Genomic DNA, 15,965 nt, shown 5'->3' with positions numbered 1-15,965 from the left:
CCCTTTTGTTCTTCTAACTTATTGAAAATAAACAAAGGGGTGAGAAAGAAGAAGAGGGTGAGTACGCGCTATAGGTAGAAAAAATCATGTATCGGAAAAATTAGAGAACTTTGGGGAGTGGGCAACCCGTCTCCCCCTCCACCCGGAAAGGAAAGACGAATGGTCAAAAAGCGCAAAACTCGAGCAACGCCCAAAGTCACACTGCCTCCCTTTACCTGGGATACCAAAACCAAACTAGCCGACGGTACCGTGGCCTCGCTTGCAAGACCCGGCCTTGAACAGGTTAAAATGGAGACAGGTACCAGCCAAGGGGCCGATGGTCAGGTGGTTCTGAACCGAGCACGGGTTTGGCGGGTGAAAACGCACTCAACCCTGCGCATCCTCAACCCAGCTGGGCGCGCTGCTGTCCTGGACTATGCGGAAGTCTTCGAGGCCGTACACTCTTCAGGGCGCACAGTTGATCCGACTGGAGGCACGGGTAGAAGCGGCTCACGCGGCCCCAGTCTTCGCGCCCTCACGGCCGCAACACGCTTACGTCAAATGAACGCAGTGCTTGCCGACGGTGAGCTGGTTGTACCGCTGAAAGACGCTCGCCGCCTGCGCCGATCCGATGGTCTGGCCCGAGTGAGTTATCGCCAACTTGCCCAATGGGTCGGTGTAGATGAACTTAGCCGAGCAGAGATCCTGCGCAAAGCCGGGGCCACTTCATCCAATGAAACGGCTCAGGACGCTGCAACCCTTGCCATAGTCGAAATGGCCCAATCCTTGGCCCTGTGTTGCGGCTACGTCCAAACGGCGCTCCCAAGCACAAATTCGCGCAACAGCCCAAAACCCTGATGTATATGCTTCGGCACTCTCTCAGGCTTCCGGCTTAACAAACACAGGTAGCTTTGTCAGAAAAGTGCAGAAACCGGCATTCGCAAAGTCGACGCTAAACTGATCAGGCCCATGGCGCCATCCGGCCCAAACCTGCCACCTACAAGGCCTTTCTATGCTGCACCGCAACTTTCGCATTGCAGACATTGGAAATAGTGGCAGAAGCACATAACCGTCCGGTTCAAGCCATGGGCATTGACGTACTAGAAGTACATGTTGTCAACTCGGAGGTGCTTAAGACATTTATTCACAATTAGATATACGGAATTGAGAATGCTATGCCTTTTTATCACGACCTGAAGAATTACGATCCAGACCCCATCTATCCAAACAAAGCTGAATGGATCGCTCGCCGCCTTCTGACCCTGCGCTACGATCTGGCTCAAAGCATTTCAAAGGCGCGACGTCCCAATTCGCTCATAATAGGTTCATGGAACATCCGTGCGTTTGACGGCGGAATGCCACGTCTTGATGAAAGCTACCACTACATCGCGGAGATCGTCTCAGCCTTCGACATCTGTGCTATCCAAGAACTACGCAATGATCTGGGCCCTGTTAAAAGGCTCATGAGTCTCCTTGGCCCCAACTGGGACTATTTCGTCACAGACGTTGGCAACCACGAGGGCGCTAACCACGAACGAATGGGGTTCGTCTTTAATAAGGACAAGGTGTTTTTCCGCAATGTCATTGGTGAAATAGTAATCCCGTCGAGTGCGATGACTGATGGTGGCCAGATCGCGCGCACACCCTTCTTTGCCGCATTCCAGTCGAATTGGTTTCGTTTCACGCTTTGTTCAAATCACATCATCTATGGTGACGACTTGCGTAAGCGTGGCGAGGAAATTTCAGCAATTACAAGTGCGCTTTTGAAACGTGCGAAGAAAGAGGACCAGGTTTTCGTTTTCCTTGGCGATATGAACATCGAAAGCCGTGATGATCAAGTTTGGCAAGCGCTCGTAGACAGTGGCATGCAAGTTCCGCGCTTCGAAGCTACCAACATGAAAGGTGACAAGTTCTATGATCAGATCGCCTATACGGAGAAAGGTGCCTCGACCCGCAAAACGCGACTGCTGCGGCACGGTGTGTTCGATTGGAGGAATTCGGTTTTTGGCCCAGCACAAGAGGGCGATCCAACAGCCCCTGATGACCCGCCGTTCGTCAGTCGGAAAACCGATATCGAACAGAGACAACATTATGAGCCTATAAATGCCGCAATGCGGACAGCTTACGGCAAGGATCCATACACTGATTTTGACGCACAATACGCCACAAACTTCATGACCTACGAGATGTCCGATCACCTTCCAATTTGGGTTGAACTTGAGGTTGATTACTCAGACGAATATCTGGCACGTTTTCTTCCTGAGGCGTGAGCAGAGGTGTTTTCGGCCCATTGCAGACTTTGATGAAGTAGTCTTGCGCTGCACTGCAGCTACTGCAAAGCAGCCATTGTACAAACGCGAATTTAGCCTGCTCCCAACGACTTCAACAGTCCGCCTAGCACAGCACCTACGGCATCACCCACTCGCCAGTAGCTGCTGCTTTTGGCAGGCGGCGACTTGACTGCAACTTCGTCAAGTTTTGCCAGCCGCTCCGGTAGTTCTATCCCATCACTATGCGAAATTCCCAGATCGGTTTCCGCAATTGAAACGATAGCGTCGATTTCTGCCTTTGCTTCCTCTGCAGATGTTGAGCTAGCGTCATCTAGTACCGTTTTCATGTCGCGCAGCAATGCTCTTGCCGTTTGCCCTGAATCAAGTGCTTGCACTACCACTTCTTCACTAACGGCATGCTCAGTCAGAGTTGCAATGCGCCTGCTGTTGCTCATGTGCCGAGCAATTGCTTTAGCCTCTTCCTTGGTTTTGGCAACGACTGTGTAGGACACCTGATAGGTTCCGTATCCAATTGATCGCAAAACAAACTCACAATCAAATGTTCTGGCATAAGCCGCGAGGAGCAAGCTCAACACCGCTTGATCGAAATCATCATGGCTTTGATAATGTAACAGAAAACTTGGTCCATCAGGGCCAGGCAAGTAAATAATCCGTCGTCTCTTCTCCAGGTTTACATATCGATCGAATTGATCAAGGAGCTCTGAGTACAAAGTTGGCATTGTCGGCAGTATCCAAACCAAAACAAAATCTTATGAATAGTATTGTTTTGAAGAGGTCTTGTCTATCGGCCCATAGCCGCCGCTCGCGAGGGAGTTCGAATGACGCGCAAGCAGCCTGCATTGCGGACATTCGCGCAGGACGCAGCATTTGACCATGGATGGATGACTGCACTGCGGACAATGCGCCATTTCGCTGCGGCTGCGCCAATGACAGCTTTAGGAAAAACAGGTAATCAAATACGGTCGTTTATGCATAAGCGGTGGCGACTTCTTCACTTGAAGTATCAGCATTTCAACCCTATTTTCGACGAGAGATTCAGAGGTCGGCGTTAACGACTTTGGGTATCGCTATTGGAGATGTTGGGGCGTGTCTGTTCACCCTCTGGGCCTGCATTGATTGGTTGTTCAGCCTTAAAGTGCTAAAGGAGGGTTTCATGGAAGCAACGTTTAAAACTGGTGTGAATGCTCTCGCGGTTCTGTGGGCCTAGTTGGGTGAGCAGCCACGCCATCTGCAAGATGATAGTTTAGTGCCCAAAGCCTGAGCCGGTAGACCGCGAGGGGGCGGTGCGAGTCCGTCCCCCCACACCATTGTTTAGCACATGCTGAAGGTTTCAGCGGTAACACCAGAGGCACCGAGCTTATTGCAACCCTCTAAAAAAACTCAAGATGCGAGGCGTTACATTTGCGAGCAATTGCGCTATTCAGGCGTGGAACTTTTTTGCAGTCCTTTACTGATAGATCAACTAACAGAGCAAAGCCAATCTACGGGAATCTTTGCCATCTTAGATTTAATCGTGCTCATACAAAGACACCGTGAGACCAATTTTGTCGACTGGCCAAAAGGGCCGAGAAAGCCAGGTCAATTCCAGAAACCGCCTTTGAAAGGTTTATGGAAAGCTCACACTGTTCCACAAGGTCTTGGAGACTTCGCGCATAACTTACTGCGCGAAGCAGATCAGAGGTGGTTTGAAAAGAAATTCGATGGGTTATCCGCAGATCACGCTGGTGGTGTTTTTGATGAGCATCTCGCTGGAAAATTAGCCAACCTTGCAGTCATCCAAGGGATCACCAATCGAGGGAGGCGCAATAACCTGACTTCGGGTCATTGGTTGATCTTTTCCGAAACGCCGTTTGGGGCGTTCTACCTTTGCCGAGCGCATCACGAAGAAGATGATAGATTGATATTCGATAGAGTTCGAAAGGCAGCCGAAGTCTTCCCGAATGCTGCGTTCCCTTTTGATACTCTATCGTGACGGCCTGTTGCACGGTTCGTTGTTCTGTAGAAACAGCGAGCACTGGCTACGGTTAGAGTCGCGTGCAAAAAACTTAGGTCAAAACCTCCCTGCCAAAATGTTGGTTTTTGGCTACTTCTTAAATAAACCAGACCTTCATGCTTGGCGCAGCATCGGTATTTTTGGGCTCAGAGCCGCCATGCGGCGGTGCGGCAACATGTCTGCAGCAAAATCGTCAGGAAAACTGGCCGCTTGATGACCGCAGCCAGCCCAAAGCGGACCGGTGCGAAGGGAGGCTGCTTCTCATTGCCGCACATGCAAAAATGCGCCTCGACTTCCCGGAAGCGGACATTCAAGCTGTCAGACGCGGCTTTTTGCCCTCGATGTCGGCTTCGAGCCCTGACCTTCACTGCGGCGCCGTGGCTGAAGAAAAACCCACTATACTCAGGCAGGGGGCTGCAAAAATGCCTCTTTCGTTTGTGCTAGATGATTCGCAGTTAGGAATCAGTTCCTTCAAGAACCGCTTCTACTCAAAGTTGCCGAATGGTTTCAAAATGACACTTAAATCCAGAAGTCAGGCTGAAGAATCAACCACTAGGTGAACTTTTTGAAGTTTTCGTTTTATCAACCCCAAATCGCCAAAATCACTCATCTTTAACGAATTCAACCAACTAGGTGAGAGAACATGTTATTTACATCAGGACGTCGCGCTCAAGCGGTAGAACTGGCTGAAAAGCAGGCATTCATGGATGTCATTGATCGAACACAAGCCGTTATTGAGTTTGAGCCTGATGGAACAATCATAAAAGCCAACGAAAACTTTCTTTCGGCGCTAGGGTATGATCTCAATGAGATTGTCGGACAACATCATTCTATGTTTGTCGACAAGGATTACGGAAAAACAGCAGCCTATAGAGCATTCTGGGAGGACCTGGGCTCCGGCAAGTTCTTCACCGATCAGTTTCCGAGGCTAACAAAGAGTGGTTCTGAAATCTGGATCCAGGCAACATACGCGCCGGTGTTCGATTCTGAAAATAAGGTCAAGAAAGTCATCAAACTCGCAACCGACGTCACTCAACGCCGGGAGGACACAGATGATATCGCGAGCAGTTTGACAGAGATGGCTAATGGAAATCTCGCGCAACGAGTTCAAGTCTCCAGTATCGAAGACTTAAGTGTACTAGGCCAATCTCTAAACCAAGCTATGGAAAAACTCTCAATGGCCATGGAAGCTGTAAAGACAGTGTCAGGTACGGTCTCATCAACAGCACAAGAGATCAACGGTTCGACGTCTGAATTGTCCAACCGTACAGAAACTCAAGCTGCAACACTGGAACAAACTGCCGCTGCGATTGAAGAACTTACAGCAACAGTGCGTTCTGCTGCAGAAGGGGCGAAACAAGTAGAAGAAATTGTTGCGAGCGCCAGAGCTGCGGCTCAAGGAAGCAATCAAGTTGTGCAAGACGCGATCTTGGCCATGGATCACATTCAAGAGTCTTCGGACAAAATTTCCCACATTATTTCTGTCATTGATGACATCTCGTTTCAGACTAATCTACTTGCACTAAACGCTGGGGTCGAAGCTGCTAGGGCAGGTGAAGCCGGACGTGGGTTTGCGGTCGTGGCCTCGGAGGTTCGAGCCCTTGCCCAGCGTTCAACGGAGGCTGCCGGAGAAATCAAGGGGCTGATTTCGGAGAGCTCAAATCATGTATCCAAGGGTGTAGAGCTGGTAGGGCAAGCTGGAGTAGAACTCAGTTCAATTATCGAGAATGTTGGAAATATTTCCGGGCACGTCACTGAAATTGCCCGGGGGGCGCATGAGCAATCGATAACGTTGGAAGAAATCAATACTGGTGTGAGCCAACTGGATGCGGTGACACAACAAAATGCCGCAATGGTGGAAGAAACTACCGCCGCGAGCCAAATTCTGGCCAATGATGCGACAGACTTGGCTCAACAAGTTGATAAGTTCACTACCCAGCCACACAATATCGTTTCGTTGCCGTCTATTGAGTTTGAAAACAACCATGACCAAGATGAAGCTTCGATGTTTGGGACTTGATGCCCTCGGCCTCTAGTTTTTGATAGGCCAGCAGTTGCACACCTTCTAGCCGAGGTTTCACTGCACTGACTGCTTGCAACCGCTTCCGACGTGACAGTGGGCTGGGTGCTGAGATAACCCTTAGCAGACATCTCAGGCGGCACGTGCGGCGAAGGGCCGCTTCGTCCCGCACTGCTGTACTCCAACCCTCAAATTTCGCTGCAACTCTCATCAATGACCGCTTTCCACGCGGCATCGCAGCGGTCGTTGGCAGTATTCCAAGGCCGAAAGGCGGACTTTGCAAAGGTCGCTCTCTGCGCATTCCTGACCTTGGTGCGTAGTGCAGCATCGATGACTTGGCCGAATGAGCTTCGAATGGCTGCTTTCCACAACCTGAGGCAACGCCCTTGCAGGTGCGGCGAATTCACACTTTCCGCCCAAACCTATTGCGAAACTTTGGCCGCCGACCTCAAAACGAATATCGGGTCTCAGCTGTCAGCAATCCCTGCACGGAAACCTTCAGCTACCGCGTGATCGTCAAGTTCTACGGCTAAGATGAGCTCCGCGCTTCGCCGCCATTGCCCTCTCCATTTATGGCGCTCGAACAAAGGTTATACCTCTGCAAATGTATTCGTGGGTCCTTCTGGCGCCCTGCAGCGTGGGTATATTCGCACCCCGTTACCTTGGGCAGTTGGGGATTTCCGAGGGGTGGCTCTTTGGATTGGGGTTGTTGTCGAACCAGAGGATGAAACACTGCCGGTTTCTGAGTTAAGGCCTCTGGCCGATGAAGAACGGGCGTTTGCCAAAATTACCCTAGCCGTCTTCGCAAACGGTCTTCCAAAGTAGAAGAGCCACCCACCTTGCTTGCAGATAACCGATCGCAGCCCAAAGCAGACGGACCCTGGGAGCGCCAATTGTCAACATGACCTAAGGGTTCGCAATGACCTTACCTTCGCACGAAACTGGTTGGCCGTTCAGTTTTGAAATCTCAAGCAACAATTCATCTTCGTTTTCAAATTTCAGGTCAAACACGACTGTTGGAGTACCATCCCTACGAGGAGGGATGGCAGCGGTCAGAAGGGAAAGAATAACCTTGTGAGCATTGTCGATGCTCTCCTTTCGGTAAAGTGTCTGTTTCCCTACACAGGCTGTCAAATCGGCCTTCTGATTTCTCAAGACTGGCCCAAGTACCTGCTCTTCATTGATCTTGGCAATTCTGGAAATCATTGTTTCTGTTTCCTTACCGATCTGTGAAAAGGAGTTGAGGAGCTTCAGGGGTGGTAACTCCCCAGACACCCGGATAGTCCCCGTCTCAGGGACCGGTTTACCAATGCCAGACAAGCTGGTCCACTGCCAACCGGGAGCAGAAAAATCGACACCGATCTGTGCAACCGACGTCCATTCAAGCATCATTGCCGCGTTGTTCTCTGCACCGGTGACCGTCGTATTCTCGTAGATTGCCACGGCCGTATTCCGCGAAACTACCTCAGTTGTCTCGACGCGCGTGACAATCTTAGGCTCCGAGATTGATGCATTCGTCGAGACGATGGTTCTATCAATGTACTTGTCCGCTACAACATAGCCAAGCCCACCGCCAAGGGCGACAGACAGTGCTATAATGATTGCCTTTTCCATAATCTTTACTCCCGAAAGCTTCTCGAAAAATAAGTTTCATCGGAGAGTAAGTGAATTCGGAGTAATTGGGAATCGTAAATGGCTGAGAGGTCAAGGAGCCTTTGACAGAATGCTAGGACCAAGTTTGCAAAGGTCGATATCTGCGCAACGCAGACCTCTGAAGCTGGGCAATGAGCGGCAGCTGCTCAGATGATAGCTAGAGGTCTGCTCCCAGCCCAAACCGGCTATTCCACTGACCAACTTCAAGAGCTTTGGGACCGAGATGGTCAACGCCACCGAAAGAGGATGCCAGAAATAGAAGCTGCATACGTTGGGAATATGCCAGAAACTGCTTTTCTCTCTTGGTTGTTAACTTGGAAACGGGGGCATGAGGTTCGCGACATCGACCTTGACGATCAGCCAGCAATCGCCAACCTGCTAAGAGAATGGAAAACTTCCCTGTGATCCATTTATGCACATCCAAATCAGCCAAATTTTTTTAGGTGTTTTCTGCCATGATCGACCCACTTTTCTCGAACGCAATTACTAACGCATTAGAATCACGTTTCCCTGCGCAAGCAAAATCGCCGAACTGGATGAAGCTTCATGAATTATGGTCAAATACGCTCGCACAGATCATTTCAAGATTTGAACATGATTTTTGGGGTGAAGCCGAAACCATTCACGTAGACCTAAAGCCAGAGATGGCCATCACAATCGCTGCTTGCACCACCGAAATCGCCACAAATCTTGTGACCGCTCGAACCGCCAACCGCGATCTTGGAGACATCTGTCCGACGGAGGAAGCAAGCTTTCAGGCATCTGACGCGGGGCAAGCCTTGATCGAAGGCACTGCGAAGGTTCTAACTACCTCATGGCTCGAGAGATATCACGTACGTTGGAAACCAAAAACAGATCGAAAATTAGGTAATGAGAAAAATCCACCGCCGCTAAAGGCAAGGACACCAAAAAAGGTTAACGATAATCATTTCATTCCGAAGTCACACCTAAGAAGGTTCTGGTCAAGTGACCAAAAACTCACGGTTTACACAAGAAGATCGGTCAAGGATTGGGGTGTACAGGAAAGACCCTTTGGTAACTGGGGTTATCAATCGGGTCTGTATAGTGATCCTTTAGAAGATCGTTTCTCGTTGATCGAGGGGGATGCCACTGATCCAATCAATAAAGTTTTAGACGTGTATCCTTTGAATGATCCCGAGAGGGCCGCACTTATGGGTTTTTTCATCGTTCAGAAGATGCGAAACCCTTACTATCGAAAAATTTTGATCGAGGGCGTGCTGCCGGTCTCTGTCCGTGAAGTTGGTGATGAGAAAGCAAAGTCGCCCGAATTTCAACGAGACGTTTACGAAACGATCTTTCAAAATAACGACCTATATAGAGCCGTTGCCCGCCCGCTACATTGGAGCCGTTGGGCTGTATTGAGATCCGAAAGCCCTGAGTTCGTTATTCCGGACACGTGCTGTATTTTGACCAAAATAGATAACCTCAGTTGGTTTATGTATCCACTCAATCCCAATGCCTGCTTTGTGGCAACCGGGATGCCAGAAACAGAAAAACGAGCTGTTCCAATTGAGCTAAAGGGGGAGGAGCTAGCTCAAGCAGCAACAGGTGCGCTAATACAATCATCGGTATCTGAATTTGTGTCGCGAGGGCCAGTAGAATTGAGCCAATTTGACTGGAGCACGAACTATCTACAAAAGCTTGTGCACTTGGCTCGGGCCGCAGTTTAGCGGGACAGTTAACTAAGGAATATGGTGGTGCTCCGCTAGCAGAATTATCAGAACTGACTGCTATTGGGGTGTCTGCTTTGGTAATTTTTCGACGTTTGCAAGAAATTCCATGTTTGGCTGCAAGCGGCCAAATGTACCCGCAGCAGCCAATTTTCGCAGCAATGGCAGGTAAGGGCTCAAAGCGACCGACCCTAGTAACCTACTGTCTGGCCGCTTTGGGGAAGTTGGCCAGACTTTGCAAAGATTGCTATCTGCGCAGAGCTGCCGTTGCCCATGGGCCGCGATGGTCACGCGAACCTTCCAAGGCGGTGGATGACTGCTGTCAGCCCAAAACGGACCTTCAACTATCTTGGAGGTACTCATGCTTGGCTACTCATGCACTAGGCAGTTTGGCGGTATTGCCAGTTGAGGTTGATCAATGCTTCAGGTTTTCAATGGAGATATGCCCTGCTAACCTAGAAGGCGCTTCCCGGAGGTATCCATGCTCAAAACCTTGACTGTACTTTTTCTTACTCTTTCGGTTGTTGCGACTGGAGGCGCGGGTGCCGCTACGAAAGACCTAAGAAATGCTGTCTTTTCGACAGTTCCATTGGGCTTGGCCTCTCCAAACGCAGAGCAAAGATTAGCCTTTGCAGAGGCAATCCAAAAATATTGGGAGAACTTTAATGCAAGAGTCCCGAGGCTCTCTCCAAGTGATCGAGAATGGATCGAGGCAGAGATGGGTGCCCAAGGCGACAGGGTAGAAAGAGCCCTAAAAAGCGAAGAGTATGCGATATGGTCGCTTAATGCGCATGTTGATGTTTGCTTGAGTACGGTGGGCCAGGTAATCAATAGCTTTGAAACTGAGCAAACCAAGCAAACAGAGATGTTCTTCTGGCTACAATTGATCAATTGCTACAATGGCTCTGACGACGTTAGAATCTATCTCCACAGAGCCGGAATTCCTTACAATGACGATTCAGATCAACACGTACAAACCCCGGATCGATCCTTGACGCAGACCATTATAGTTAACCAAGTAGCGCCTGCGGCAATGGTCGAAACTATGGACTGGAGCTCGAGAAACTGATCTTTGGGAGTGCGTTAAGGTTCTTCGAATTCGGCACCTAGAATCTGAATGAGTCAAAAGGGACGCCCTTGGCATGGTTAAAGTTCGCCCACCGCCTGGCAGGATCTGACCCCAGGTTTCGAGGTTGGTCAAAGCTTTTGGATGTATGCTCGCAGCCCAAACGCGACATTTAAAATTCGGCAGATCGCTAAGGCAGCCTAGGCAGGTCAGGTCGGAAAGGAGACATTCACTGCTTGTACGAACAAACCAGTGCGCCCTTTCAATAGCCGCTGTTCGCCGCATACCCGCTTGTCAACTCAAGTCGCCAATGCAGATGTTCATCTATCAACTCTGCATCGGACGTTTTCGATCTAGCACCCGCCCGCCTCGCACCACAAAAACTGTGGCCAAAATTCCTCTCTTGATTGCCAGGTCACCGACTATGGTTAGTGGCGAACTTTGAACAGACACGCTATATCTGCTGCAACGCAATATAGATTGGTAGACCTTGATGGCGAAGAAGATCATTAGCATTGGATTTCAGCTGCCCTCTGGTGAAATCCCTGATTCCGACTTTAGTGACAAGACCTCCTTACTTGACTGGGATATCATCTTGTTTCGCCCAAACATCGAACACTTCATTAGAAACTCCCACAGTTTCACTGGCTATGAATACTACAACGGAAAAATCGCGCTGAACGACACGCAGTCGTTTCGAGCGAAAGAGGCTTGCGAGCATTGGCGGCGTGAGTTGCGTGAAGCCGTTGACAATGGCAAAACAGTGATCGTTCACCTCAATTCCCCAGACGTCGTTTATGCGGCCACAGGCACGAAAGAAACGTCTGGCACTGGCAGGAATCAAAAAGTCACTCGCCACGTTGCAGAGCTATCAAGCTACTCTTCTCTGCCAATTACACTCAAAGCTACTGCAACTCAGGGCAGCGAGATGGCGCTACGTCAAAATTATCGAGATCTGCTTGCACCTTACTGGGGGCGATTTGGTAGCCAATCTAACTACGAGGTAGTTTTCCCAACGGACACAAAGGATTGCTGCATCACTACCAAACATGGCAGTAGACCTGTCGCAATACAAATGGGCAGCAAGTCGTCCAACGGTTCACTTCTGCTTTTGCCAGACCTCGATTTTGAAAGAGACGAATTTTTTGACGAGGTTGATGATGAGTATCAATCTTCTGAAGCAGCAAATCAGTTTTCATCTGCTTATATTGCGGAAATCGTGGGCTTAGAAAAAAGCCTACGTAAAACTTCTGAAAAGACACCAGAACCAGACTGGGCGGGTAGTGAAAGCTATGCCCTATCTGACGAGATTCGTTTGAGAGACGATTTGCTGGTAGCTGAGGCTGAGCTAAAAAAGGCTCAGAAGAACAAGGAACAGTCAGCAACCCTTCTGGCAGAGGCGGGACAACTTCGAGACCTCTTGTTTGAGACGGGTAAACCGCTTGAGGCAGCGATTCTGAAAGCACTTAGGATTCTTGGCTTCGAAGCCAGCAACTTTGAAGATGCAAACTCAGAGTTTGATGCAGTCTTTGAAAGCACCGAAGGACGACTCTTGGGCGAGGCTGAAGGAAGAGACAATAAGCCTATTGCCATTGGCAAACTAAGGCAACTGTCTACGAATATCCACGAAGACTTAGAGCGAGAAGATGTTTTGGTGCCAGCTAAGGGCATACTATTTGGGAACGCTTTCCGCCTGACAAAGCCAAACGAGCGCGACGAGAGCTTCACTGACAAGTGCAAAACATCAGCAGTTTCAATGTCGCTTGGACTTGTTTCCACACCAGAGCTATTTCGAATAGCGCAATACCTATCAAGCTGTGCGGATGGGGAGTTTGCAATAGCATGCCGAAAAGCACTAGTTGAGACTTCTGGCGAAATCGTCTTTCCAAACACGCCAGATGCATACGTGGATTCGAGAAAACCACCGGAAGTTAGGAGAGCAGAGCCTGCGTAGCGAATGTCTGGTCGGAGCGCGACGCCGCAGCACCGAGAGTGCCGTTGGATGGCGGCTCTGGGCCGTCTAGGCTCATTGGCAACACTGGATAGCCATACTTTGCAAAGCCCGCTCTCTGCGCATAGCTGCCTTCGACGCCGAGCGGAGGCGGGCCGCTTGGTCAGTGATCAACTACAGAAGCGCCTGTGGTTGGCTCCCAGCCTAAACACGACCTTCGCATCAGGCGCAGCAATTCATATGCTGTGAATGCGAAGCGGTTGAATGATTTTCCGGTAAGCTACCATTCAGCGGCTGGTTAAGACGCTGGCAAATGCAGCGCCCTAGTCGAACGGTCGCGATGCGCAGAAAACGGGCTTTGCTAATCGTGCCTTTAGCAGCGCGCCAGCCAAGCATCTTGATGTGCGGCCGCAACGAAAGCAGGAATCGATTTCAAGCTTGGCTTAGCAGGGCTTTCAACTCAGCCCCAAACCAGGCGACGAAGCTGGATGCGGGTTGAGTGAAACCGATGGCTTCAGGAGCAACGAACTGAAAGACGCGCTCGCAGGATAAGCGCGACGCATAGGGTTCAATCAACTCCCCTCTTCTAAGCGCATCCATCACATAGATGTCGCGAAGCAAGGCAAAGCCTTGCCCGGAGATTGCGGCCTGTAGGATCATGTCCGCATTGTTGAAGGTCAAGCGCGGACGCGATTCGAAGGGATACCCTGCCAGATAGGTAGCAAAATAGTTGGCCCAATGAACGGTTTCGTCTTCGTGGATGAGTTGCGCCTGTGAAAGCACCCTGGCATCCGAGTTGTCACTTGGCTGCAACTGACCTGTCAAGGAGGCTAGGTAATTCGGTGAACAAACCACCCTCATGTATTCACTGGGTAAGGGAACCAAAGTATTTCCATTAACTTCTGTTTCTTTTGAATTTGGGCATGGAAGCAGGCGCAGCGCGACGTCGATCCGCTCTTCCTCCAGATCCACAAAACGGTTTGCAGCACAGAGTCTGACGTTGATTTCTGGGGAACGCTTCAGAAAAGCAGCGAGTCTTGGCTGCAAAACGATTGAGGCCAAAGATGGGGCAATTCCTATTGAAAGAACCTTTTGATGATACTGACTCCCCACCAAATGACCAATATGTTCCAACTGGTGTGTCACGCTGCGGACCTCTGGGATGATGGCGCGCAGAAACTCTGTTGGCTCCAGATTTCGCCCCTTCGCACGAAATAGCTTTGCGTTCCACCTCTCCTCTAACTTCCTGATATGATATGATACAGTCGGCTGTGACAAATTGAGTTCGCGCGCAGCGGCAGAAACAGAGTTCAGCCGTGATACCGCATCGAGAGATCGTGCCTCCTGCAGTGTTGGGATGAATCTTCGTGAGGCGCTCATGTCTGATCCATAGAGGTTTTCTATAGAACTTTCAACTTTACTGATTTGCGAAATCCCACCCGCTAGGCGAATGATCAGCCAGATTTTTGTTTTCGTCGAGACGGGAGGATAGACATGACAATTTCAAGTAGAGCGGTGATCACAGGCTTCGCTACGGCACTTTCAGTGAGCTTCTATGGATTGGCCGCTCAGGCCGGAGAAACGCTTGATCGTATTCTGAACAATGGCGTGCTGACCGTCGGCACCAATTCAGACTACCGCCCCAATTCTTTTATGAATGACAATAATGAACTCGACGGTTTTGATATCGCGGTCTCCAAAGAAGTTGCAGCACGCCTGGGCGTCGACGTCAAATTCGTAACCCCTGGCTGGGAGGTCATGACCGCAGGACGCTGGGCTGGCCGCTGGGACATGGTTGTTGGCTCGATGACGCCCACTAAGGCCCGCGCCGAGATCCTGGATTTTCCAGCAATCTATTACTTTAGCCCCGCTGCTTTTGCGGTGCATAAGACATCGCCTGCCGAAAAACCGGGGGATCTGGACGGAAAAACCGTGGGCGTGGTCTCTGCCTCAACCTACAACCGGTATCTGGAGCACGATCTGAAGCTCGACGTGGTGGGGATGCCTGCCTTTACCTATGATGTCACCCCCGGTGAGATCCGGGCCTATAGCGATGTGAACGAGTTTGATGACCTCGCCCTTGGCGATGGCGCGCGACTTCATGCAGTATTGCAATCGGTGCCAGTTATTGCCGAGGCGGTCTCCGTTGGCCTTCCGATCAAACAGCTGGGAGAGCCAGTCTTCTTTGAACCACTTGCCCTAGCCACCGACAAGGGGGACGCAGAGCTGAATGCCCGCCTGCATGACATTATCGAAGAGATGCGGAGCGACGGCACATTGGCCAATCTGTCGGTCAAATGGCACGGCACTGACCTCGTCAGCACCAAATAAGGCAAGCCAATGGTCACATTGTTCAAAAGCAGCTTCCAGCATGGGCCGGAGCGTCTGAAACTGGCATCCGGTTTGGCGCTGTCGGTCTTTGCGGCAGCCTTCCTACTGTCGGCCAATCAAGGGGCCTTGGGCGAGATGCTCTTGCCCGCCATGCGCCCTGAGACTCTGGCCGGAAACTGGGGGCGCTTTTCGGCGGCATTGGTGGCCTTTCTCATCGCGGGGGGCGTGGCCTACGCCCTCCTCGGCCTTCAACGCCGCTTGCAAGCCTATCTGATCTGGGCCGTATTAGCGGCAATTGCGCTCGGGTTATTCTATTCCTTTGATCTGAGCTTCGGCTTCATCAGCAAGAAACTGCCCTATCTCTTGTCGCAGGGGGCTGTCACAACGCTCTATGTCTCTGCGATTTCGATCACCCTGGCATTTGTCTTTGCCCTCGCCGGGGCAACGGCAAAACTCTCCGGCATTGGCATTCTTGAAGGCATCGGAGCGTTCTACACCTCTTATTTTCGCGGCACGCCGCTGCTGGTGCAGCTGTTCCTGATTTACCTGGGGCTGCCCCAGATTGGCATAGTCGTAGATCCGGTGCCCGCAGCCATTGCAGCACTTTCGCTGGTCTATGGCGCCTACATGACCGAGATCTTCCGATCTGGAATTCAATCGCTGCCCGAAGGACAGTGGGAGGCTGCCGACGCGCTGGGTTTGCACCGCATGGTGACCTTCCGAAAGGTGATCCTGCCGCAGGCCATGCGCGTGATCATCCCTCCGACAGGCAACCAGTTCATCGCCATGCTCAAGGACAGCTCCCTTGTAAGTGTTGTGGGGGTTTGGGACCTGATGTTCCTGGCCCGTACCGTTGGACGGTCTGACTTCAAAATCCTCGAAATGCTGATCACAGCCTCGATTGTCTACTGGCTGATGTCGATTGTCCTGGAGCTCGTCCAAAAGCGGATTGAGCTGCATTTCTCCAAATCTCTGATCCGCTAACCGTCA

At 50.8% G+C, this 15,965-nt stretch carries 13 protein-coding genes; 10 read left to right on the top strand and 3 right to left on the bottom strand.

The genetic code is table 11. The annotated features are described in order from the left end of the window. The first annotated feature begins 159 nt into the window (after positions 1–159). Complete coding sequence (locus ED661_RS06310; protein WP_054463833.1) at positions 160–837, top strand: hypothetical protein; 678 nt, start codon at positions 160–162, stop codon at positions 835–837. Between the two features lie 317 nt (positions 838–1,154). Continuing rightward, positions 1,155–2,249: an endonuclease/exonuclease/phosphatase family protein gene (locus ED661_RS06305; RefSeq protein WP_054463834.1), complete on the top strand. Its 1,095-nt coding sequence runs from the start codon at positions 1,155–1,157 to the stop codon at positions 2,247–2,249. A gap of 92 nt (positions 2,250–2,341) precedes the next feature. On the opposite strand, the gene ED661_RS06300 is transcribed toward ED661_RS06305, so the two are convergent. Then, entirely contained in the window at positions 2,342–2,989 is a 648-nt protein-coding gene (locus ED661_RS06300; RefSeq protein ID WP_054463835.1) for a hypothetical protein, read from the bottom strand. A gap of 599 nt (positions 2,990–3,588) precedes the next feature. Between ED661_RS06300 and ED661_RS06295 the strand changes: the two genes are divergently transcribed. From ED661_RS06295 to ED661_RS06285, 3 genes are all read left to right on the top strand, one after another. Beyond that, entirely contained in the window at positions 3,589–4,242 is a 654-nt protein-coding gene (locus ED661_RS06295; protein ID WP_054459665.1) for a hypothetical protein, read from the top strand. A gap of 137 nt (positions 4,243–4,379) precedes the next feature. After that, positions 4,380–4,823 carry a hypothetical protein gene (locus ED661_RS21875; RefSeq protein WP_162930058.1) on the top strand — a complete coding sequence of 148 codons (444 nt, stop codon included), beginning with the start codon at positions 4,380–4,382 and terminating at the stop codon, positions 4,821–4,823. Between the two features lie 83 nt (positions 4,824–4,906). After that, positions 4,907–6,283, top strand: a complete 1,377-nt coding sequence (locus ED661_RS06285; protein ID WP_122073053.1) for a PAS domain-containing methyl-accepting chemotaxis protein — start codon at positions 4,907–4,909, stop codon at positions 6,281–6,283. Between the two features lie 906 nt (positions 6,284–7,189). On the opposite strand, the gene ED661_RS06280 is transcribed toward ED661_RS06285, so the two are convergent. Further along, positions 7,190–7,897, bottom strand: a complete 708-nt coding sequence (locus tag ED661_RS06280; RefSeq protein ID WP_122073052.1) for a hypothetical protein — start codon at positions 7,895–7,897, stop codon at positions 7,190–7,192. A 494-nt stretch (positions 7,898–8,391) separates the two neighbouring features. Between ED661_RS06280 and ED661_RS06270 the strand changes: the two genes are divergently transcribed. The 3 genes from ED661_RS06270 to ED661_RS06260 all read left to right on the top strand — a co-directional run bounded on the left by ED661_RS06270 (position 8,392) and on the right by ED661_RS06260 (position 12,647). After that, on the top strand, positions 8,392–9,627 hold the full coding sequence (locus ED661_RS06270; RefSeq protein WP_122073050.1) for a DUF4238 domain-containing protein: 1,236 nt from the start codon (positions 8,392–8,394) through the stop codon (positions 9,625–9,627). A gap of 481 nt (positions 9,628–10,108) precedes the next feature. Continuing rightward, positions 10,109–10,696 (top strand): hypothetical protein, encoded by a 588-nt coding sequence (locus ED661_RS06265; protein ID WP_122073049.1) that lies wholly within the window; start codon positions 10,109–10,111, stop codon positions 10,694–10,696. 490 nt (positions 10,697–11,186) lie between these two features. Then, positions 11,187–12,647, top strand: coding sequence for a hypothetical protein (locus ED661_RS06260; protein ID WP_054463671.1), 1,461 nt, complete (start codon positions 11,187–11,189; stop codon positions 12,645–12,647). Positions 12,648–13,076: 429 nt separating this feature from the next. Here the strand turns inward: ED661_RS06260 and ED661_RS06255 are convergent, their stop codons facing one another. After that, positions 13,077–14,024, bottom strand: a complete 948-nt coding sequence (locus tag ED661_RS06255) for a LysR substrate-binding domain-containing protein (protein ID WP_054463670.1) — start codon at positions 14,022–14,024, stop codon at positions 13,077–13,079. Positions 14,025–14,138: 114 nt separating this feature from the next. Here ED661_RS06255 and ED661_RS06250 point away from each other — a divergent pair, with 114 nt between their 5' ends. Together ED661_RS06250 and ED661_RS06245 are read left to right on the top strand one after the other, a co-directional pair. Further along, positions 14,139–14,975 carry a transporter substrate-binding domain-containing protein gene (locus tag ED661_RS06250; RefSeq protein ID WP_054463669.1) on the top strand — a complete coding sequence of 279 codons (837 nt, stop codon included), beginning with the start codon at positions 14,139–14,141 and terminating at the stop codon, positions 14,973–14,975. Between the two features lie 9 nt (positions 14,976–14,984). Next, positions 14,985–15,959 (top strand): amino acid ABC transporter permease, encoded by a 975-nt coding sequence (locus ED661_RS06245; RefSeq protein WP_054463668.1) that lies wholly within the window; start codon positions 14,985–14,987, stop codon positions 15,957–15,959. Positions 15,960–15,965: the final 6 nt, after the last annotated feature.

The sequence above is a fragment of the Pseudophaeobacter sp. EL27 genome (genome assembly GCF_900313025.1).
GTDB lineage: Bacteria > Pseudomonadota > Alphaproteobacteria > Rhodobacterales > Rhodobacteraceae > Pseudophaeobacter.
Note: the sequence above shows the minus strand (reverse complement) of the source record. Positions and strands in the feature narration are given on the sequence as shown.

Bases quoted from the DNA above. Each gene is read 5' to 3' on its own strand.
- ED661_RS06270 (WP_122073050.1), top strand. From the start codon at position 8,392: ATGATCGACCCACTTTTCTCGAACGCAATTACTAACGCATTAGAATCA.
- ED661_RS06310 (WP_054463833.1), top strand. From the start codon at position 160: ATGGTCAAAAAGCGCAAAACTCGAGCAACGCCCAAAGTCACACTGCCT.
- ED661_RS06265 (WP_122073049.1), top strand. From the start codon at position 10,109: ATGCTCAAAACCTTGACTGTACTTTTTCTTACTCTTTCGGTTGTTGCG.
- ED661_RS06280 (WP_122073052.1), bottom strand. From the start codon at position 7,897: ATGGAAAAGGCAATCATTATAGCACTGTCTGTCGCCCTTGGCGGTGGG.
- ED661_RS06255 (WP_054463670.1), bottom strand. From the start codon at position 14,024: ATGAGCGCCTCACGAAGATTCATCCCAACACTGCAGGAGGCACGATCT.
- ED661_RS06250 (WP_054463669.1), top strand. From the start codon at position 14,139: ATGACAATTTCAAGTAGAGCGGTGATCACAGGCTTCGCTACGGCACTT.
- ED661_RS06285 (WP_122073053.1), top strand. From the start codon at position 4,907: ATGTTATTTACATCAGGACGTCGCGCTCAAGCGGTAGAACTGGCTGAA.
- ED661_RS06295 (WP_054459665.1), top strand. From the start codon at position 3,589: ATGCTGAAGGTTTCAGCGGTAACACCAGAGGCACCGAGCTTATTGCAA.
- ED661_RS06245 (WP_054463668.1), top strand. From the start codon at position 14,985: ATGGTCACATTGTTCAAAAGCAGCTTCCAGCATGGGCCGGAGCGTCTG.
- ED661_RS21875 (WP_162930058.1), top strand. From the start codon at position 4,380: ATGCTTGGCGCAGCATCGGTATTTTTGGGCTCAGAGCCGCCATGCGGC.
- ED661_RS06260 (WP_054463671.1), top strand. From the start codon at position 11,187: ATGGCGAAGAAGATCATTAGCATTGGATTTCAGCTGCCCTCTGGTGAA.
- ED661_RS06305 (WP_054463834.1), top strand. From the start codon at position 1,155: ATGCCTTTTTATCACGACCTGAAGAATTACGATCCAGACCCCATCTAT.
- ED661_RS06300 (WP_054463835.1), bottom strand. From the start codon at position 2,989: ATGCCAACTTTGTACTCAGAGCTCCTTGATCAATTCGATCGATATGTA.